The 19,571-nt window shown below is 60.0% G+C and carries 17 protein-coding genes and 1 tRNA gene; 10 read left to right on the top strand and 8 right to left on the bottom strand.

Annotation, left to right across the window (positions count from 1 at the left end; translation table 11 throughout):
• Positions 1-51: 51 nt before the first annotated feature.
• The 3 genes from QU596_RS11845 to QU596_RS11835 form a co-directional block, all read right to left on the bottom strand.
• Positions 52-549: a hypothetical protein gene (locus QU596_RS11845; RefSeq protein WP_308515718.1), complete on the bottom strand. Its 498-nt coding sequence runs from the start codon at positions 547-549 to the stop codon at positions 52-54.
• Between the two features lie 146 nt (positions 550-695).
• The gene (locus QU596_RS11840) at positions 696-2,015 is read right to left on the bottom strand and encodes an HD-GYP domain-containing protein (RefSeq protein WP_308515717.1); all 1,320 of its coding nucleotides are present in this window, start codon (positions 2,013-2,015) and stop codon (positions 696-698) included.
• 179 nt (positions 2,016-2,194) lie between these two features.
• Positions 2,195-3,193 (bottom strand): hypothetical protein, encoded by a 999-nt coding sequence (locus QU596_RS11835; protein WP_308515716.1) that lies wholly within the window; start codon positions 3,191-3,193, stop codon positions 2,195-2,197.
• A 152-nt stretch (positions 3,194-3,345) separates the two neighbouring features.
• Between QU596_RS11835 and QU596_RS11830 the strand changes: the two genes are divergently transcribed.
• From QU596_RS11830 to QU596_RS11805, 6 genes are all read left to right on the top strand, one after another.
• Positions 3,346-3,900: a DUF4337 domain-containing protein gene (locus QU596_RS11830; RefSeq protein WP_308515715.1), complete on the top strand. Its 555-nt coding sequence runs from the start codon at positions 3,346-3,348 to the stop codon at positions 3,898-3,900.
• Positions 3,901-3,978: 78 nt separating this feature from the next.
• Positions 3,979-4,860, top strand: a complete 882-nt coding sequence (locus QU596_RS11825) for a glycosyltransferase family 2 protein (protein WP_308515714.1) — start codon at positions 3,979-3,981, stop codon at positions 4,858-4,860.
• Positions 4,861-4,877: 17 nt separating this feature from the next.
• Positions 4,878-5,630 carry a ChbG/HpnK family deacetylase gene (locus tag QU596_RS11820; protein WP_308515713.1) on the top strand — a complete coding sequence of 251 codons (753 nt, stop codon included), beginning with the start codon at positions 4,878-4,880 and terminating at the stop codon, positions 5,628-5,630.
• A gap of 1,029 nt (positions 5,631-6,659) precedes the next feature.
• Entirely contained in the window at positions 6,660-9,410 is a 2,751-nt protein-coding gene (locus tag QU596_RS11815) for a TonB-dependent receptor domain-containing protein (RefSeq protein ID WP_308515712.1), read from the top strand.
• Between the two features lie 15 nt (positions 9,411-9,425).
• Entirely contained in the window at positions 9,426-11,090 is a 1,665-nt protein-coding gene (locus QU596_RS11810) for an amidohydrolase (RefSeq protein WP_308515711.1), read from the top strand.
• A gap of 110 nt (positions 11,091-11,200) precedes the next feature.
• Complete coding sequence (locus tag QU596_RS11805) at positions 11,201-11,746, top strand: hypothetical protein (protein ID WP_308515710.1); 546 nt, start codon at positions 11,201-11,203, stop codon at positions 11,744-11,746.
• A gap of 217 nt (positions 11,747-11,963) precedes the next feature.
• On the opposite strand, the gene QU596_RS11800 is transcribed toward QU596_RS11805, so the two are convergent.
• Positions 11,964-12,602 (bottom strand): PEPxxWA-CTERM sorting domain-containing protein, encoded by a 639-nt coding sequence (locus tag QU596_RS11800; RefSeq protein ID WP_308515709.1) that lies wholly within the window; start codon positions 12,600-12,602, stop codon positions 11,964-11,966.
• Positions 12,603-12,611: 9 nt separating this feature from the next.
• Complete coding sequence (locus QU596_RS11795; protein WP_308515708.1) at positions 12,612-13,241, bottom strand: PEPxxWA-CTERM sorting domain-containing protein; 630 nt, start codon at positions 13,239-13,241, stop codon at positions 12,612-12,614.
• Between the two features lie 146 nt (positions 13,242-13,387).
• On the opposite strand from QU596_RS11795, the gene QU596_RS11790 reads away from it, so the two are divergent.
• From QU596_RS11790 to QU596_RS11775, 4 genes are all read left to right on the top strand, one after another.
• Positions 13,388-14,488, top strand: coding sequence for a helix-turn-helix transcriptional regulator (locus QU596_RS11790; RefSeq protein WP_308515707.1), 1,101 nt, complete (start codon positions 13,388-13,390; stop codon positions 14,486-14,488).
• A 275-nt stretch (positions 14,489-14,763) separates the two neighbouring features.
• Complete coding sequence (locus tag QU596_RS11785; RefSeq protein ID WP_308515706.1) at positions 14,764-15,090, top strand: DUF3489 domain-containing protein; 327 nt, start codon at positions 14,764-14,766, stop codon at positions 15,088-15,090.
• Positions 15,087-15,503 (top strand): DUF2924 domain-containing protein, encoded by a 417-nt coding sequence (locus QU596_RS11780; protein ID WP_308515705.1) that lies wholly within the window; start codon positions 15,087-15,089, stop codon positions 15,501-15,503. The genes QU596_RS11785 and QU596_RS11780 overlap by 4 nt, the downstream gene beginning before the upstream one ends.
• The gene (locus QU596_RS11775) at positions 15,500-17,080 is read left to right on the top strand and encodes a recombinase family protein (protein WP_308515704.1); all 1,581 of its coding nucleotides are present in this window, start codon (positions 15,500-15,502) and stop codon (positions 17,078-17,080) included. Before QU596_RS11780 ends, QU596_RS11775 begins: the two co-directional genes overlap by 4 nt.
• Before the next feature lie 199 nt (positions 17,081-17,279).
• On the opposite strand, the gene QU596_RS11770 is transcribed toward QU596_RS11775, so the two are convergent.
• From QU596_RS11770 to QU596_RS11760, 3 genes are all read right to left on the bottom strand, one after another.
• Positions 17,280-17,355: transfer RNA gene (locus QU596_RS11770), tRNA-Glu, on the bottom strand.
• A gap of 49 nt (positions 17,356-17,404) precedes the next feature.
• Positions 17,405-17,899, bottom strand: a complete 495-nt coding sequence (locus tag QU596_RS11765) for a nuclear transport factor 2 family protein (protein ID WP_308515703.1) — start codon at positions 17,897-17,899, stop codon at positions 17,405-17,407.
• The gene (locus tag QU596_RS11760) at positions 17,896-19,527 is read right to left on the bottom strand and encodes a hypothetical protein (protein ID WP_308515702.1); all 1,632 of its coding nucleotides are present in this window, start codon (positions 19,525-19,527) and stop codon (positions 17,896-17,898) included. The genes QU596_RS11765 and QU596_RS11760 overlap by 4 nt, the downstream gene beginning before the upstream one ends.
• Positions 19,528-19,571: the final 44 nt, after the last annotated feature.

Here is a 19,571-nt window from a genome sequence, read left to right as displayed (position 1 = left end):
GGTCTCCACCCAAATGTCCCATTTAGGTGGAAAGCTGACATTCGCCGGTCGTCAGCGGCGGATTGGATCGCCGGGTCTTGCGAGCACATTTTGGGCGTCCAAGAGTTCTTGAATGAAATCGATCAGCGGCTCGCCATCTGAACTACTTCGCCGGGTCACAAAGAATACTATTGGGATGGGCGTGAGCAGCACTAACGGCAACAAAGGTCGGCCCCATGCGCCGTAAAGGAGGCCCGCTTCGAGGAACAGGGCACCTGTGAGTGTCACAAAATCAGCGCCAGCGCGGCCTTCAATAATGGTGTGAGCGCCGTCGGCGTAAAATGAGCCTCGCAACCATGGACTGCGTCGTCTTGACGGATACCAGGCATAAACACGCTTCTTGCCGAAGAATGGCTTCCAAGTTGCCGCAGGGGTCGTATCGGCAATGAGCGGGGGAACGCTACGGCTTGTTTGTTCAAAGCGACGCTCACATTCCTCCTCCGAGAGCCGCGATCGCAAACGGAAGGGCTCACCGAAAAAGTACTGTCTCAGCCAGTCCACCTCAGCCAAAGTAATCCAACGGCTAATGTCCGCAATGGGTCGAAAGCGGACGCTAAACTAAAGTCGCATTGCGGGCACTAGCTAGCTGGTTCTGCCCGGAAGGGAAAATTGGGCGGACCTCGTTTCTGGCAGGCACTGATTCAGCGGCGTCAGGTCTAGAACCGATCCGTTACCGCTTGCAGAGCTTGGAAGCATGCAGGGTCAATCGCGGTTCCAACCTCGGATTGGATGATGGCTAGCGCCTCGGTCACCGGCATCGCCGCTCGATAGGGCCGGTCGGCGGTCAACGCATCGTAGAAGTCACTGATCGTGATGATGCGTGTCTCCCGCGTGATCTGAGCGTCGACTAGGCCCAGTGGGTAACCGCATCCGTCAAGACGCTCATGGTGAGCGGCTGCGACAGGAGCAAGATCTGCTAGGACCCCAACGCGGCCAAGGATTTCTTGTGTATGCGCGGCATGCATGCGCATCACCTGCCATTCGGCCTCCTCGAGCTTTCCCGGCTTGTCCAGGATCGTGTTGGACACACCGAGTTTGCCGATGTCGTGAAGTAGTGCTGCGCGATGAAGCCAGCGGCCGCGGCTAGCTGGAACGCCCAGTTCCCTTCCGATGGAAGCTGCGAAAAGTGCGACGCGCGAGGAATGGCCAGCCGTGTACGGGCTCTTGGCATCGATAACTTCGCCGAAGGCAGCAGCGATCGCGTCAAGATAATCGTCATCAACCTCGACCGCTTCTTCGGGCGGCGCTAGCGCTACGAGCCGAGCATCGAGGAAAGGTGACGTCAGACCCGCCCACAGACTGTCGTTGGCGGCAACTTGCTCGAACGCTTGAACCAATGAGGGATCCAGCCAGCTTCCGGATCTGCGTTTTATTTCCGCGATCGCGGCGTCCCGTCCCGCATGCGAATGAAATACGTCCGCGATCTGTGCCAGCAGGGCTATGCGGGAGAACCGCGGGATAGTCTCACCGCGAAGGCCGTCGGGTCGCCCCGATCCATCCCAATGCTCGTCGAGCCTGTAAATGCCTTGGCAAACGGCTTCCGAGAACCTGAGTTTGCGCGCAACGTCCGCTCCGCGCGTGCAGCGCGACAGGATCATCTCGTCGGCGATCTGCTTACCGTTTCGCAGAATATTCCCGACCGCTGCGGCACGTTGGGTGAAGCTGCTTGATCGCGCAGTCTTCGCGAAGACGAAATGAAGCGTCGCCGCCAGGCTCGTCCCAACGGTTTTATAACCTTGTTTGAACGCCCGGTCGTCGGCCTGGTAAAGTTCGCAAATGCGCGCCGCATTGCTGCTGCAGCCGAGATCCTTGAGCAACAGCATGTAATACAGGTCGTGCAGTTCGGGTGCGGGAAGGTCTAAAGCCCTTCCGATATGAGATCCAATCCAGCACGAGCGCACGCAATGTCCCGGCGGCTGGCCCTCGGTGATGTCGAGCGCGTAGCTGAACGCACCGACCAATTCAGCGAGTGACATGGATTGCCTGCTGGTTCGCTCAATAATCGGCCGATGGTACATTTAGACGGCCTATAATTCGCGCTGCTTAACAAATCGGGCTTACACGTCTTATCCGATTTAGGCCGCGATCGGGCCTGAGGCGCTAATGTCTGCAATGGGTCGAAAGCGGACATTTCGCTTACGATGACTTTCGATCCTTACTGGCGAGTAGCAGTCCCCTCTCCAGCGAGATTCCACCACCAACCCTGAGCGATGCAGCCGCGGCTGTCAGGCGACGTCGTCACCTCCCTGAACCGGGTGGTGGACGACGTGCCAGCGCCTTGCGTCGCGGTAAGGCGGGCGGTTGCGCAGTCGGGACCCCAGAAACCTCGATAAACGGCATTGGGCACATCTTTCGGGCGGGCGAGCTCCTTCTGATATTCGAGCTGCTGATTGCGGACGGTCTGGGCATGTGCCTCCAACTGGCGCTGATATTCGGCCGCAGCGCGCTCAACCTGGAGCTTCTGCTCCTGCTTTATGCGTTCGAGGTCGTTCTGGGCGCGCTTGTAATCCTCGACCTGCTTCTCCCGCTCGGCGAGCTGCTTACTATACTCTGCCATGTCGGCCGCGTATTTCGCATCAGCCTCGGCATTGGTCATTTTGTGCCGGCTCGGCTTGCCGTCAATCGCTTCTGACCGCTCGATGGACGTGTCTGCCTTGCCCTCCGCTCCATCCGCAGTCGCACCCTCGATCGCATTTCCGGACCAGTCGGTTACAGCGACAACGCCAGCGCGGGAGTCCGGGCGCCAGTCGGCAATTCTCGAAACGTCTAGCTTAAACCATGACTTCGCGCTCAGCATCTGGAACCACGCGAGAGCGTGAGGCTTCATCGTAGTCACTACGCAGCTGGAATGGCTGTCGCCACGGGCCTCGGCGAACTTCGCAAATTGGCCAATAATGTTCTTGTCCGTATAATCGGACGTGCCGCGAACCTCGTCTGGCTTGGTCGCGAATTGCGCTTCCCAATCCTTGATGCCCTCGTAGCTCCAGGTAGGATAAGAGTCGGCGATGGCGTCACCCTTCAGTGTGAAGAGACGGGTGATCGGATGAGCGCCGGTTGCATCATCCTGATAATAGCAAGCCATGTAGATGTTCGCCGCATTAGCGGTCGTGGCGAATGGAAGCGCGGCAAGTGCCCACGCTAACTTAAGACGCATGAACTAGCCCCCCAATGCTAACTCGCGTTAGCCTAGCCGAGGTAAGTACAGGCGCAAGAGCAATGATTGCTCGCCTAGGCCAGCGGTAGAAATGGGTGGATCGGATAGTGATTTCACTTTTAGCTTCACAAGCCTTGTGAAATTGTCGTTCGGTGGAAGTTGAACTTAACGCAGAAGCCAACGACAAGCGGCTCAACCGCCTGGTGGCGCTGACCGTAGTTGTGCTCTCAGTCGCAATGGGGCTCGGTAATATAAAGGACGGCAATATCGTCCAAGCAATGGCCCAGGCGCAGGCAAACGGCCTTGATCGTTGGAGCGAATATCAGGCGACCCGAACGAAGCTTCATATCGTCGAGACCGCGCGGACCCAGTTGAAAGCAGCTCAGCGGAGCGCGGTTGCAGCCAGCGCCATCGCTTCGTTCGACAATGAAGCAGCCAAGTATCGTGTGGAAAGTCCCAAGCTCTCAGCTGAGGCTAAGCAATATGCCCACCGATACGACGCCCTTAACTTTCACGACGATCAGTTCGACGCTGCCGAAGCCTCTCTGGCCACTGCCATTTCGATCGCAGCCGTCGCTGCTCTGACTGAAAGTTGGCTACCGCTGTGGGCCGCGTGGGTCTTCGGCGGATTTGGTCTTTTCATGACACTGTGCGGGTTTGCCGGCTGGGGCTTTCATCCCGATATTCTAAGCAACCTGTTCGGCTAAACGCGGCATTACAGCAAGATAATTTTTCCCAGCTTTTCCTGGTTGCTAGGATCACCCATCACCACGGGTGAGCAGAGCATGGAAAGGGAAGCAGCTGAACTGCACATGCACTCGCGACCCGCGTTAGACTTTGCGATGGAAAACTTCGCCGCGCTTGACCCACGAAAATCATTAAAGCGCTCGTGGCGGCAGCCCCAATGGACGGTGATCATCCCCTTCTTCAATGAGCAGGAGTTCATCGCTGAAGCGCTCCGCAGCGTCGCAACACAGTACGAGCGTCCTGAGCTGATTTTGGTCGACAACAGGTCGACTGATCGAAGTCGCGCAATTGCAGAGGCAGAATGCGAGCGGCTTGGGCTTGCCTATGTGCTCCTCGACGAGCGACAGCCGGGCAAGGTCCATGCGCTTCGAGCCGGCCTCGCCTGGGTTCGCACCCCTTTCGTCGCCACGTTCGACGCCGACACCAGCTATCCTCCAAACTATCTTGAAAGCGCCACCCGGCTGCTGAAACACGACAAGTGTGTCGGCGCACAGGCGTACTACGTTCGATCTCATTGGCGAAGCACAAGGCGGTTTTTAGCGGCCGCGCATCTCATTTGTGCAACATGGCTTCTTCCAAACCAATGCCACAATGGCGGCGCTGGCCAAGTTTTTATCACCGACGTCCTTCGCCACTCGGGCGGCTTCGATGCAGACCGGTGGAACTTAATTTTGGAAGACCACGAGATCGTTCATCGCGTCAGTCGGTTCGGCCATTTTAGATGCAGCCGCGACTTCTGGTGCTGCCCTTCGCGAAGGGAACGGGATTTGCCGGTGCTCCGGTGGAGTTTGGGCGAGCGCCTTGCTTACCACTTCACTCCCGCTCGATTTCAATCGAAATTCTTCTATGACTTCCTGGGTCCAAGACTGACGGCGCGAGGTTTACTTGGCTCGGCAGCACGCAACCGACGGACATCCTAGTGGGCGCTCGCGCGATCATGTGCGCCGACGACTTCGCGATGTCGGCAGGTATCAGTCGAACAATTGTGGAGCTTGCCCAATCAGGTAAGCTGAATGCGATCAGTTGTATGGCAGCTTCACGCCGCTGGCCTGCCGATGCGGCATTGCTCAAGGATCTCCCGGGTGATGTTGAAATCGGGCTGCACCTTGTCCTGACTGATGAAGCGCCGTGCGTGGATACTCCCGAGCTTGTTGAAGGCGATCAACTTCCAAGCGCGGGCCGGCTGGGGGGTATGGCATTCCTCAGACGACTGCCGATCGGCGCCATCGGTAGCGAGGTCAATGCACAGTTCGAACGCTTCGAGGAAGTGATGGGCCGACCGCCGGATTTCGTTGACGGACATCAGCATGTGCATTTTCTACCCGGAATTCGCAGGGTCGTGATCGAGGCGACCTCTCGTCGGGCACCTCGCGCATGGTTGCGCACATGCGAGGACAAATTATGGCGAATCCTCCGCCGGCCGTTCCGCGTGAAGAGCTTAGTCAACGCTCTTCAGGCGGCCGGCTTTGCAAGGGCGGCGCGACGTGCCGGATTGCGATGCAATGATAGCTTCGCTGGCTTTTACGACTTCCGCTCACCGTTCCAATTGCTTCTCCCACGCTTCTTTACTGCGCGGGGTCAGTTTCACCTTGTGATCTGCCATCCCGGCGATACGGAGCTTGCTGATGATCCAATCAGCGTCGCGCGGCTGAAGGAAGCCGAAGCGCTGCGGAAATGGATCAGCTTCTAATTCTAGAATCTGCGCTGAGCTCCTGAAAGCCTTGGCCTATGATTATAGCGGTCCAAGCTCAATTGAACGTAACAATGGCCTCCAGCACCTTACAGACGCAAGCGCGGTGGGTCCCAAGCCGTACGGAAGTCGTTCACCGTCATTAGTTGACCTTGCTCGCGCACTCACACCCGTCGCAACGAACTGTCCTTTGAGCAGCCCACTGAGTGCTCATCCGTTGATGTTTGAATAGCCGTACCACAAGAAGATCGAGACCGATGACTTCGAGCAATTTTCCCGAACTGTGCAGTGCCGCTGGGCTCTATACCGTCCAAGGCTGGAGCAATGACGGACCAGTTCGTTTTTCGGAGCCGATGCCGCTTCAACGCGCTCTCTCGATCGCATCACAGCTGAACGATCAAGGGTACCTCCACATCTCCCTCACTGACACGGATAGCGGTGCTCAAGCACCGTGGCACAGCTTCGACTTCTGGAACGCTGATTCAGACTGAGCTTCTGCGACGGTCTCACCGCCACGCCAAGTTTAATGCTGCGTCAAGGCGATTGTCATAACACGGCTCTACAGGCGACCTATCCGAGTGCGCATTCCTCGGGAGGTCGGGTTCGGTAGTGGGCAACCTACCGGACCTTTCCTTGCCTCCTTACGCTCTCTTCCTCCTCTTCAACCCAGCAAGCTCAGGTCGACGAGCGTTCTTCTAGTGATTGTCATCGTTAGCGCGGAAGAGGTATCGTAGTGTCCGATTTGGGTGGAAAGCGGACACCAGCCACTGGGTGGATCGGTTGCCCTCCTTCGTAAACAGCCGCCTTGACGCGCGTCGCGCGCCTGGATTAGCCGTAGGCATCATGACGAACCCCTCAACCGTTCCGGCTCAGGCACCAGCGCTTGCAGCGCGCTGGTGGCGTTGGCACACGGAACTGACGGGCGCGCGCGAATGGCGATGGCGTAAGGGCTAACCCCCCTCACCCCAGACGCGATTGGCCCGCCCACCGGCGGGCCTTTTTATTGCCTCGCTTTCCTGAAGGTCTGTCATGAATCCTGTTCCGTTTCGCGCGGGTTACCGCCTGTCCGCCGCATCAGTCATGCTGCTGAGCTCGGCTCTTCGCGCAGCCCAGCCCGGGCAGCCCGCAGAGCAGATCGTGGTCACAGGCTCGCGACTCCCCGCGGGTTTTAAGGCGCCGACCCCTCTCACAGTGCTTGGCAGTCAGGCGATCGAAGATCGCTCTCCGGCGACAATGGGCGAAGTCCTTCAGCAAATCCCGAGCTTCGGCCCGATGGATTCGCCCAACACCGCCGGCGTCAACTCGCGCGGCGGCGGCCAGATCAATCCCGACCTTCGCGGCCTCGGCTCAACCCGGACGCTCGTTCTGATCAACGGGCGCCGCCACGTTCCGACCGCAGCTACCGGCTCCGTCGACGTGAAGGTGGTTCCGACCCTGCTCGTCGACCGGGTGGAGGTCGTGACCGGCGGAGCCTCGGCGGCTTATGGCTCCGATGCCGTGTCCGGCGTCGTAAATATCGTGCTCAAGAAAAAGCTCACTGGCATCCGCGGCACGGTGCAGGGCGGCATTTCGGAGCGCGGTGACGGCGAGGAGCATCGTCTCTCGCTCGCCGCAGGAACGAGCTTCGCAGGAGGGCACGGTCGCGTCATGGCCGGTTTCGATTATGTGAAGATCGGCGGCATCGGCACGCAGCTGACCCGCAGCTGGGGTTTGCGCGACGTGGGGCTGATCACCAACCCCGCCTTCCCCGCCAACGGACTCCCGAATTTCATCATCTCACCCAACGTCCATTCGGCGATCACGACGCCGGGCGGCCTGATCGTCAGCGGACCGCTTCGCGGGATCGCCTTCGGCCCCTTCGGAACTACCTACAATTACAGCTTCGGCCAGGTCTTCGGCTCCACGATGATCGGGGGCCATGGGGTCGACCAGAACGAGAACCTCCTCGCGCTTCTCGGTACTCCGATCGAGTCAGTGAATGCGCTGGCCAGCGCCAAGTTCGACCTTACTCCCGACGTCCGGCTATTCACGGAATTCTCCGGCGGCTTCTCGGATACGGGGGGAGCAAGCCAGGAGCCGCGCGACCGCGGCAACCTGGTGATCCGCCGCGACAACGCATTCCTGCCCGCCGCAGTGCGCGACCTGATGATCGCCAACAATCTCCAGACGATCACCATCGGACGCGTCAGCAATGACATTGGCAAGATCAGGCTCGATCGCGATGACGCCACCTATGAGGCGGTCGCGGGTCTGACCGGCCATTTCGGGGCCTGGACGGCCGACGCCTCGGTCCAATACGGTAAGAATATCTACGACCTCGATTTCGGGCCGAACAACCGAAAGCAGCTCGAGTATCTGAATGCGGTGGACGCGGTCGTCGATCAGACGACGGGGCAGATCGTCTGCCGCTCGCGCGCCCCCGGCTGCATCGCGGTCAACGTATTCGCGGACGGTTCGCTTGCCGTGAATCCCTACGTCAATGGCACGGCCCACTTCCGCCTCGTTACTACTCAATCCGTTGCCGCCGCCAACCTTCGTGGCACGCCCTTCTCGACCTGGGCCGGACCGGTCGCTCTGGCGATCGGTGCTGAAGCCCGCCGCGACCATGCGCTGGGCACCTCCGATCCCATCTCGCAGCGCGTCAACGCCAACGGCTCGGTCGGCGGCTGGATTCTCGGCAACCAGCTTCCGGAGGTCGGAACGATCAAGGTGTTCGAGACCTACGCCGAGGCACAAGCGCCGATCGCGAGGGGCCTCGACCTTAATGGTGCCGTCCGCAGGACCCATTATTCGCTGAGCGGAACCGTCTACACCTGGAAAGCTGGCGCTACGTACGAGCCGCTCGCGGGCCTGCGCTTCCGGGCGACGCGATCCCGGGACATTCGCGCGCCGAATATCAGCGAACTGTTCGAGAATGGCGGAAGCTCGAACACCAACGTGTTCGACCCGGTACTCGGCCGCTCGGTGCAGATCCGTGAGATCAGCGCGGGCAACCCAAACCTGGAGCCGGAGAAAGCGGACACGCTGACGGCGGGAGCAAGCTTCCAGCCCTCGTTCGTGCCGCGCCTCACCGCCTCGATCGATTACTACGATATCAAGATCAAGGACGCGATCGCGACGCTCGGCGCCCCGACGCTGGCGCAGGGCTGCTTCGCCGGCAACGCGCTCTACTGCCAGTCGATCACCTTTAATCCGGACGGAAGCATCGCCTTCATCACCAATACGAGGTTGAACCTCGCGCAAGCGGCGACGCGCGGCGTGGACTTTGAGCTGAACTATTCCCAACCCCAATTCCTGGGTGGCAGGCTCTCTGCAAAACTGCTCGCGACGCGTGTGCTTCGGCTGACCTCGACCACGCCTGCCGGAGTCCAGGACCGGCTCGGCCAGGTGAGCAACTTCAACCGCACTGGTGGCGTGCCCAAATGGACCGCTGACGCATTCCTCGATTTCGACCGCGGTCCGGCCCACATCGGCCTTCAGGCGCGATTCGTCGGCCCCGACGTGTTCAGCACCATTCTGCACGAGGGCAGCGGCGCCAATTCGATCAATCGCAACAGCGTGCCGGCCTTCCTCTACCTCAACCCGTCGGCGAGCTATCGCTTGGCGCTTTCCCGGAGCCGCTCAGTCGAGCTCTTCGGATCGATCAACAATGTCCTCGACAAGGATCCGCCGATGATCCCGTCCGGTGCCGCCGGTGGAATCAACGAGAGCAGCACCAACGGCCAGTTCTACGATGTCGTTGGTCGCTTCTTCCGCTTCGGCGCCCGCTTCACCCTCTAGCCAAGGACAAGACCCATGTTGCGTTCACTTACGTTAGCCATTGCAGCACTGACTTCGACGACCGCCCTCGCTGCGCCGGCCGATCTCATCATCCGCGACGCGCACATAGTCACCGTCGACCCCCGTTTCTCGATCGCGCATGCGGCCGCAATCCAGGGTGGCCGTTTCATCGCCGTCGGCACCGATGCCGAGGTGCTGAAGACGCGGGGACCAAACACTCGCGTCTTCGATCTCCACGGCCAGACCGTGCTGCCCGGATTCAACGATACGCACGTCCATCTCGCCGCCGGCAAGGATCTCGAGACTGAGGTCGACCTCACCCACGTCCATTCGATCAAGGACATTCAGGCTGCGATCTCGGCCCGCGCCAGGCAGTGCAAGCCCGGTGAACCAATCGTGGGCACGCGCGGCTGGTGGGAATATCAGCTCGCCGAGGGCCGGCTCCCGACGCGCGCCGATATCGACGCCGTTGCACCAAACAATCCGGTCACCGTCCCCGGACCTCATTATGTGATCGCCAACAGCGTTGCCCTGAAGCTCGCTGGAGTGAACCGCGACACGCCTGATCCGCAGGGCGGGCAAATCTACAAGGGCCCCCATGGCGAGCCTACTGGTCTGTTGATGGACAATGCCGGCCGCTTCGTCCGCAAGTTCATCCCCAAGCCTACCGATGCGCAGCAGCTAGCCGGGATGAAGCGCGTGCTCGCGCTCGTGAACAGTCATGGTCTGACCAGTGTCGGGGATCCGAGCGGTAGCGCGGAAGATGCTGCAATGTATCGGCGTCTCAGGCAGCAGGGACTGCTCACCGTCCGGGTAGACTTCGCCTACAATGTTGACTCTGCCGAGCCTCTGGACAGGGTCGAGAACGAGCTACGCGCACTGCCGAAGCCCGGCAACGACGGCGACGGCATGTTCCGCGCCGACGAGATAGGCGAGACCGGCCTCGACGGCGCCGAACTCACGGCGCTCCTCGAGCATGACTATCCAGGCAAGCCGGGCTACCGCGGGTTGCAGAAAGTGCCGACCGAGCAATTCAGGCGATTCGCGGCGCTCGTCGCCAAATACGGCTACCGGCTTCGACCGCACGCAGTTGGCGATGCGGCAATCAATGAAGGCCTCGACGCGTTCGAGTTCGCAAACGCGCAAACGCCGATCGGCAAGCGGCGGTGGATGATCGATCACGCGTTCCTTCTCGGTCCGCAGCATTACGATCGCGTGAAGCGGCTCGGCCTGATCATCAACTCGCAATACATGCACAATTACCAGCTCGGGGCCCTGATCCTCAAAGCGTGGCAGCGCCCGCTCGCCGACCGCAGCGAACCCTACGCCGAGTGGCTCAGGAACGGGATCATGTTCGCCGGCGGCTCGGACGGCCCGATTTCCTACCATGCGGAGCCGTTGCTGGAAATTTATGGCGAGGTAACCCGCGGCACCGGCTGGGGCGGACGCCTCGGGCCGAGCCAGGGCATCAGCCGCGAGGACGCGATCCGCTCGGTGACCATCAACGGTTCGTACACGACCTTCGAGGAGAAACTGAAAGGCTCCATCGAGCCGGGGAAGTACGCCGATTTCGTCGTGCTTTCGGACGACATTCTGAAGGTCCCCGCCGAGAAAATTAGGGACTTGAAGGTGCGCGCGACGGTACTCGGCGGGCGCACCGTCTATGGGCAGCTCAAGTAATCCCTTGCTGTTTGTCTGGCTCGTTTAGCCGAACGCGAGCCAACGGGCCGGTAGGGGTCGAAAGCAGACGCGTCGCTAATGTCCGCAATGGGTGGAAAGCGGACGTTGCGGTGCGCCGCAATCTGTCGCAGCTTCATTCGATGCGATTACCGCTCGTCGTATGCCTCGTAGGGCTTGCTTTCAGCAGCTGCGAAAATCGCAAGCCAGCCCTTTCCGATGCTGATTACGAAGCTTTCAAAGCGGCCAACCCCAGCATGAAAAATCAATGTTTGAATGCAATCCGCTACGAGGGGCTGAGCGCCTGGCGGCCAGACGATACAGGTTGCTTCGAGATGACCTCTGCACGGCGTTGGACTGGGCTGTGGCAGACAGGATGGGAGTGGTCGAACTTTTGTCCTGAACCGGCGAAGACGTGCAACTGGATGGAAAGTCGAGGCACTTGGCTAACATTCGCGAATGATAGAGAGCCAAAGGCGCACCGCGACGGCATCTATCAGATCGACTTCATAGGCAGGCGAACAGTAGCGCCGGGCAACTTCGGCCATCTTGGTAGCTATGACCACCTCATGATCGTGGACCAAATTAGGTCGATTAAATGGATGAGCGACGGAAGCTCCGCGAAGGCATCTGAAAGGTCGCAGGCCACACATCACTAACGTCCGCTTTGGGTGGAAAGCGGACGTAATGCGACCACCAGAGGAACTCGCTTTCGTTAGCGCCAGCCCTGTCGCAGTGACATGGCTCAGTCGACTGAAGGAAGTCCAGAACGCCTAAAAGCGCGCCGGCACATCAAAAGAGATGGCCCGCTTCCGTTGGTTTTGAAAGAAGCGGGCCCGATCGGAGGCGGAGGTCTATATCGCTACCGATTGGTCTTTATACAACGCGGATTAGAGAGATTTTCTGGCTGCGACGGAAGGTCAAGCCGAGAGCACCGAAGCCACAAAGCATCATTGCCCAAGTGGCGGGTTCGGGAACAGACGAAGTGGACGCGGTGAATTTTGCGTAGACCGCGAAGGTGCCCGTCGTGTCTAAAGTTGGTGGATAGCTGCTCACGATGCTCGGATTATCAGCCAAGTCCGATGCACCATTGGTCGTGTACAATACGGTAGTCGGAAAGCCTGCAGCACCCGCGACGGTCGGAATCAGAAAGGTGCAGAGGCCGCTTGTAAGCCCCGGTACAGTACAGCCGTAGGTTTTGCTCAAATCTGTGTCGAAGTTGCCTGCTGGACCATCAATAAGAACCTGATCAAGCAACGCCTGACCGGCACCCGCTGCGTCGGCCGAGTTGCTGAAAAAGTCGAAGTCTGAGTTGGCGTCGCACCCTGAATACAAGGTAGTGCAGGTTCCCTCCAGAAATTGCACATCATACAGATGACCATTGATGCTAACGCCCGTGGCTCCAGTTAGAATCCCGGAACTGTTGACCACAAGCGTTGCTGCCGAGGCAGATGCAGTAACGGAAATTGCCGTAATGACTGCGATGAGTCGTAATAGCCGCTGCACTGTGTGCATCGAAACCCCCTAAGCTAGTCGTGGAAGATGCGTGGCGTGCGTGCGACGCATCGCCATCCCGAGCGCGCCAAAGCCTACGAGCATCATTATCCAAGACGACGGCTCTGGCACGGCGCCGGACGCACCCGTGAGTCCAGACTTTCCCTGCACGATCACGCCCAGCTGAAGACTATCGTTGGGGTTCCAAATATTGGCGAAGTTGTTCGAGCTAGCCTCGTTGCCCAACGGACTTTGTGACCCCGAGGGCGTATAACCGTATCCAGTGATAGCTGAAAAAACGACCCAATATGTGCCCGTCGAAAGGTTCCAAGTTTGCCCCGACACCCCATACCAATTCGAAGTATTGGCTGGACCGACAACGAAGTCAGACGAGTATAGCAAATCTGCTGGACGGTCGGTTCCATTGTCCGAATAGATACTCGCGCGGTATAATCCGAATGCATTCTGGCTGACCATCCATAGATATTCGTCCGTGACGGTGTAATCCTGGGATGTGAAAAATTGAGCCGCTAAAGACTGTGACGTATCTAATGTCCAACTTGGACCTTCCCCTGTTCCAGGTCCGGTATCCACGATATTTAACGCCCAGGCCGGCGTCGCGACCGACAGCAAAGCTGCACAAACGATATTTTTAAGCACGCACCCCTCCGCTCAATCGTCGGCTGAGTGTCCCACCTTCCAAGCACCGCACGCATCCCTCAGATGGGGTATTCATTAAATTTTCACTTACCCGTTGCGCGTCGCCTAGTCTGCCGTACTTTGCCAGAACTCAGCAGGCGGGTTGGTTGCGTACCCAGGAGCATCCTTTCACCAACATTATAGACCGCATCTACGAAGCTGCGGTTGTCACCGAACGTTGGCCGGAAGTCCTCGAGCAAATTGGCAAAGCGGTGGGTGCCCGCGGTGGAGTTTTCATCGCGGTCACAGCAGCCGGACCGACGTGGACCTGCGCGCCTTCGCTTGAACGTCACATGTCGGATTATGCCGCCGCAGGATGGGCCGAGAACACGGAGCACATCGGTCCGTTATTTGCTGATCCACATCCAGGATTCCGAGCGGAGACCGCTTATCGGACCATCGAACAGATCGAAGCGCTTCCCGTCAAACGCGAGTTTATGATTCCGCGTGGCCTTATCGCCGGCGCCGCCTCCGTGTTCCCGGGCGCGTCGAATAATGCGCTCTACATGGCGGTTGAAGGTTTCGACACGCATGGTGCAGCCGAGAAGGCGGTCTCCGCCCTTGATCGCCTCCGGCCACATATTGGCCGCGCACTCAGCCTTACCGCGCAAGTGAACAGCGCACGCAACAAGGCTTTGGTCGAAGGCCTGCAGCTGAGTGGCGTGGGAGCCGCGATTATTGGCCGTGACGGCCGACTGAAAGCTTATAATTCCGTCTTCGATAATGAGGTTGGCTCGATTGTCGACAATAGGCCCGGCGCCTCATGCTTCACCGACAGGTTTCTTCAAACGGCAATCGCCGAAATTCTCTCTGGCAAGCGCTCCGCCGGGCAGGTCGCGTCAATCGCCTTGCGACCGACCGAGAGATGGTCGCGGATGGTCGTTCATGTGATACCGCTCACAGGACGCGCCAGGGAGGTCGGTGATTCCGACGGCGTTTTGCTGCTCGTGGCCAACGGCACTAATCGGCTGTTGCCTGATCAGAACCTGCTGCGACTGTTGTTTGATTTGACTCCCGCCGAAGCGCGCGTCGCTCGCGCGATTACTGAGGGTGCTACAATCGAGCATATCGCGCGGACCGGCGGCACGTCTGCCATGACCGTGCGCACACAGCTGCGGTCGGTCTTCGCGAAGACGGGGTCGAAGCGACAAGCTGAGCTGGTTCGCCTGCTTATGGGCATTACTCGGCCGCCAAATGTAGTCAGTTAGTCTCAGCCGGCTAGTGATGAGCTAATGTCCGCAATGGGTCGAAAGCAGACATCAGCAACTGCCTGAACGAACGTCCGCTTGCGGGTTGGACCGAGCTGACTGCCAACAGCTGCGAAGGGCGCATTCCGGAAATTCCATTCGACTTCACGAGCAAGCTGAGCATTGGTCGCTGTGCGAGTCGGATCGGCGCAAAGTCCCGACGCGCCGCCTGGTCTGACTGACCGGGCTTTGGGTGGTGGGAGCGAGATGTGTCGCTCCGAGCCGGGAGACCACCCATGACCACCAAGGCCAAGATTGCCGAAACGCCTCAGAAGACCGCGAAGCCGCGCGCTGCTCGCAAGCCAAAGCCATCCACTCCGAAGGAGTCAGCACAGCCGAACGCGACGGATGAGGCTCCTACCAAAAACCCAATAAAGCGTGATCAGCTCGCTGCCCTTTTGGTCCGCGATGAGGGCGCGACCATCGATCAGATGACCGCCACCACGGGCTGGCTGGCGCATACGGTTCGGGCCGCGATGACCGGGCTCAAGAAGCTCGGCTATGCCATCGACAGCGACAAGATCGACGGGTTGCGCACTTATCGAGCCGTGGAGCCACGATGAGCGCGTCGCTCGACGAAGAGATCGCCTCGCTGCGGAGATCCAGTCGCAAGCAACTAACCAACCGGTGGCGCGAGCTTTACAAGGCTGCGCCATCGGTCGCGTTAACGCCCGACCTGCTTGCCCGCGGCATCGCGTGGCGGCTGCAGGAACATTCGCTCGGCGGGCTGTCGAGCAAAGCTTTGACTATCCTTAGCTCAGGAGATGAGCGGCCGAGGCAGCGCTCCTCGCCCAAAGTGACACTGCGCCCCGGCAACCGCTTAGTCCGCCGCTGGCGCGGCAGGACCTACGTGGTCGACGTGACGGAGGCTGGCCTCATCTATGAGGGAGCTCGCCATTCATCGTTGAGTGTAATCGCCGGCAAGATCACCGGCACGCGCTGGTCCGGCCCCAAATTCTTCGGGCTGATCAAATGAGCCGCGTCCGCTGCGCCATTTACACGCGCAAGTCGAGCGATGAGGGACTGGATCAGGAGTTCAACAGTCTCGATGCGCAATACGAAGCCTGCAAGGCCTACATCGCGAGCCAGCGCCAGGAAGGCTGGAGAATGGCGCGCGAGCGCTATGACGACGGCGGGATTTCAGGCGGAACGTTGGAGCGCCCTGCCATCAAAGCGCTGCTCGCCGATGTTGCGGCCGGCAAGATCGACGTCATCGTCATCTACAAGATCGATCGACTGACCCGCAGCCTCACCGACTTCGCCCGCATCGTCGAACAGCTCGAGCAGGCCAACGCCTCGTTCGTCAGTGTGACCCAGTCGTTCAACACCAAGACCAGCATGGGTCGGCTGATGCTGCACGTTCTTTTGTCGTTCGCGCAGTTCGAACGCGAGGTCGGCGCCGAGCGGGTGCGTGACAAGATTGCGGCATCAAAGGCCAAGGGGATGTGGATGGGTGGCACGGTGCCGCTAGGCTACGACGTGGTCGACAAGAAGTTGGTGATCAATCAAGCCGAGGCTGACACCGTTCGCGCCATCTTTGCCCAGTTCGTCGTGCTCAAGTCGGTCCAAGCAACGCTACGCTGGGCGCAGCGCGAAGGACTACAGACCAAGCAGCGACAGCGTGTAGGCAAAGTGACCGGCGGCAGACACTTCGAATACGGCTCGCTCCGCTGCTTGCTGTCCAATCGTCTGTATGTCGGTGAGATCACGCATCGCGGCCAGATCCATCAAGGTCAGCATGAACCGGTCCTCGATCGATTAGTCTTTGAAGATGCGCAATCGGTCCTTGCGTCCCTGAACAATTCCGCGGTGCGTGGACCCAAGCTCGTGTCCGCCAGTTTGCTGCAGGGGCTGATCGTGGATCGGCATGGCCGGACCATGGGCCCGGTCCATACCGTGCGCAGCGGACAGCGCTTCCGCTATTACGTTACCCACCTCAAGACCATCCGCGAAGGGAGCGCCGGGCCCTATCGTATCGCGGCCAGAAGCGTGGAGAGCATCATCGTTGAGTTGCTCGGCGCGCAGCTGAGGTCGCGCGTAACTAGCGTTGACAGTCAAGTCGAGGTCGAGCGGACCATCGCGACGCTATCGAGTGAAGACCAAGTTGCCAGGCGCGAGCTGGTTATCGAACAAATTCGCAAAGTCATTATTGGCGATGCGGTCATTACCGTTGAGCTGAATAACGGCGCGACGCTTGAGCGCTCGATCGAGCGCGTGCGTCAAGGCAACGACGCCAAGCTGATCGTCGGCAAGGTGACCGTCATCGACAAGCCAATTCCCGATCCGCAGTTGATTATCCTACTGCTCGATGGACGACGGGCTCGCATCCTTACAGAATCGAAGCCGAACCTCGAGCTCGACCGCGTGGCCAAGTTGTTCGGTCGGTCGACCGAACGGTTCAAGCGACTGCTGCGTCTGAGCTACCTATCGCCAACTATCGTCGATGCGATCATCGGTGGTAATCAACCAGCGAGACTGACCAATCGGTTCTTGCAGAACCTCGATGGCCTGCCTCTCAGCTGGCCCGAACAGGAAGCACTGCTACTCCGTTAGGAGCGGCCGCCCGCATCCAACTCAAGACACGGAATTTCGGCGGAAGAGAAAACCAGTGAGTTTGGCAGTCTCACACTCGCGAGAGCAGTTCTCCAGTGACCGAAGAGCGCGGTGAGGGCGTCGCAATGTGGCTGAAAACTGCCAAATTTGCGAGTCCCAAAAGGAATAAAAAGTCCAGCTAATACAATCACTTATGCACTGGTGACCCCTACGGGACTCGAACCCGTGTTTTCGCCGTGAGAGGGCGACGTCCTAGACCGCTAGACGAAGGGGCCCTGCTGTACAGAGCGGGCGCCATATGTGGGCGGACGCCGCGCTAGTCAATCAGCGAACCGCGGCGGAAGACCAGTGGATGTGGCTGATCTTCCATTTCCCGCCCAGGCGCACCAGCACCATCGTTTCGGTCGACCGACTGTTGACTTTCCGACCGCGGAACTCGCCGCTCGTCTGCCCTTCGCTGGTGATCCAGGCGGCTGGACCGATGACCCGGCCGCTGCGTCTGGTCACCGTCGACACCGTCGCTTTGGAGAATTGGGCATCGGCCGGCAGATGTTCGGCCCGATACTCCGCCTTGGATCGTTCCGCGCTGCCACCCTCGTAGATCAGGACATCGTCCGTCAGCAGCGCCGCGGCAGCTTCGAGATCGCCGCTACGCAACGCCGCGTGGAAAGCGTCGACAATGGCTGCCGCGGGACGGGCGGCCGGAGCCACGACCGCCGAAGCGGCAAACGCCGAGGCCTGCGGATCATGCGCCTTCGCTGACGTTGCCGCGGCGCTCAGGAGGGCGGCTACTGCAATCATTCGGCGTTTAATGATCACTCGTGGCCTCCATCCAGCTTGAGACGAACGAAGCCCATGGCTCCGGTCGGGTTCTTGCCGCCATACAATGGTGCCAGGTCATCCGGAACGAAGTTCAACGACGCGAGGCCACCGACCCCAAATGCGACATTCTTCGCGATCCGGAAGTCACGAACGGCGCCCAACGAGACCTTGCCCACGCGGTAGGCAGGACCGTGCTCCTCGATATCGAGCAGCTCGCGATTTTCGGTGATTTCGCCTCGGCCAAAGATCGTCCACGCCGCGTGCTTGACCGACGCTTCGGCGACTAAGGCATCGTCGTTGTGATGATCGACCGTCTTGCGGCCCCAGGCGAGCGTCCCGGCCAATTTCCAGCCCGGCGCGACGTCGCGGGCGTAGAGCAGGCTTGCGGACCAGCGGCGCTGGTTCACGCCCGGCTCAAGCTGTTCCGGATCCTTGAAGTAGCCCCAACTGCCTTGCAGCGCGAGTTCAGGCGTTGGGTTCCACGACAGACGAACAGCCGTCGAGTCCAGCGGTCCCGTCTCGATATTCCAGCGGTGCTGGTCCGGCTCGCGCGCGTTGAAGCGGCTGACCTCGACCTTGACCCGGTCCATCACCACCCCCGCCGTCAGCACGCCGAAACTGATGTGCGTGGAATCCAGCCAGTGGTGGCTGATCGGCGCTTCGGGCGAGTCCATGATTGCCTCGCGATGCATGAACGCGGGCGGCCCGAATGCCGGCTCACCCGGAAGCCCGCCGTACAGAAAGACGCTGCCACGCGAACCGATGTTCTGCGACACCGACGCCGACAATTCCATGAAGAAGTCGTGCGGATGCTGGCGGTCGATCAGCCGGTCGCGTCCGTTCGCGGTCTCACCGCTGGCCAGCAGCAGCGGGTATCCACTCTTCCCCATCAGCGGGTCGGGGCTGAGAGCCGCACGGAACTGGACAGTTCCATCGCCGAGCGGCCGGCGCGCCATCGCCATCAGCATTCCCGAGGAGAACAATTTGTCGTCTCCGCGTGGGCCTCCCTGCTGATCCGCCACCAGGTTAAGCACGCCGTGCGCCATCAGCGTCCAATCGCCCTTCATGACCATGAGACCCGCATGTTGCGACGCATCAGGTTGCCACGCCGTGCCCGAGCTTTCGCGCTCCATCGGATAAGCGCCAAGCGCGCCGGTCATCGACATCTGATGAGTCCCCGCACTCATGGTGGAATGGTCCATCGCGCCGTGATTCATCTGGGCGTGATCCGCAGATTCTGCGCCAGTCGTGGGCGACGCCGGCATCGTCATGGCGCCTTGATCCATTGGCATTGCGTGATCCATGGGCATGACGCCCTGTTCCACCGGCATCACTTCCGTGCTCGCCGGCATCGTGCCGTGATCCATCACAGGCTTCGCCGTCTCGGCCTTTGCCGGTTTCGACTTTGCGGTCGGCGACTTCTTCTGTTGCTTGGCGGTGGCGGCCTTTTTCGTCGGTGCCACTTTCCGCGCCACTTTTTTGGAAGCGGGCTTCTTCGGTGCCGTCTTCGGCTGCGGGGGCATGGGCATCGACATGCCGGGCATGTGCTGGTGCTGCGCCGATAATGGGGCGACCGGCATTACGATCGCCACGGCGGCAGCCGTGGCCAAAAACAAGCTTTTCACAATCAATCTCCGCGACTGGAGGCGGCGGCTGCGCCGCCTCTTCA

The organism is Sphingomonas flavescens (genome assembly GCF_030866745.1).
Lineage (GTDB): Bacteria > Pseudomonadota > Alphaproteobacteria > Sphingomonadales > Sphingomonadaceae > Sphingomicrobium > Sphingomicrobium flavescens.
This window is presented reverse-complemented; position numbering and strand designations above follow the sequence as displayed.

Bases quoted from the DNA above. Each gene is read 5' to 3' on its own strand.
- QU596_RS11840 (WP_308515717.1), bottom strand. From the start codon at position 2,015: ATGTCACTCGCTGAATTGGTCGGTGCGTTCAGCTACGCGCTCGACATC.
- QU596_RS11835 (WP_308515716.1), bottom strand. From the start codon at position 3,193: ATGCGTCTTAAGTTAGCGTGGGCACTTGCCGCGCTTCCATTCGCCACG.
- QU596_RS11825 (WP_308515714.1), top strand. From the start codon at position 3,979: ATGGAAAGGGAAGCAGCTGAACTGCACATGCACTCGCGACCCGCGTTA.
- QU596_RS11820 (WP_308515713.1), top strand. From the start codon at position 4,878: ATGTGCGCCGACGACTTCGCGATGTCGGCAGGTATCAGTCGAACAATT.
- QU596_RS11815 (WP_308515712.1), top strand. From the start codon at position 6,660: ATGAATCCTGTTCCGTTTCGCGCGGGTTACCGCCTGTCCGCCGCATCA.
- QU596_RS11810 (WP_308515711.1), top strand. From the start codon at position 9,426: ATGTTGCGTTCACTTACGTTAGCCATTGCAGCACTGACTTCGACGACC.
- QU596_RS11800 (WP_308515709.1), bottom strand. From the start codon at position 12,602: ATGCACACAGTGCAGCGGCTATTACGACTCATCGCAGTCATTACGGCA.
- QU596_RS11785 (WP_308515706.1), top strand. From the start codon at position 14,764: ATGACCACCAAGGCCAAGATTGCCGAAACGCCTCAGAAGACCGCGAAG.
- QU596_RS11780 (WP_308515705.1), top strand. From the start codon at position 15,087: ATGAGCGCGTCGCTCGACGAAGAGATCGCCTCGCTGCGGAGATCCAGT.
- QU596_RS11775 (WP_308515704.1), top strand. From the start codon at position 15,500: ATGAGCCGCGTCCGCTGCGCCATTTACACGCGCAAGTCGAGCGATGAG.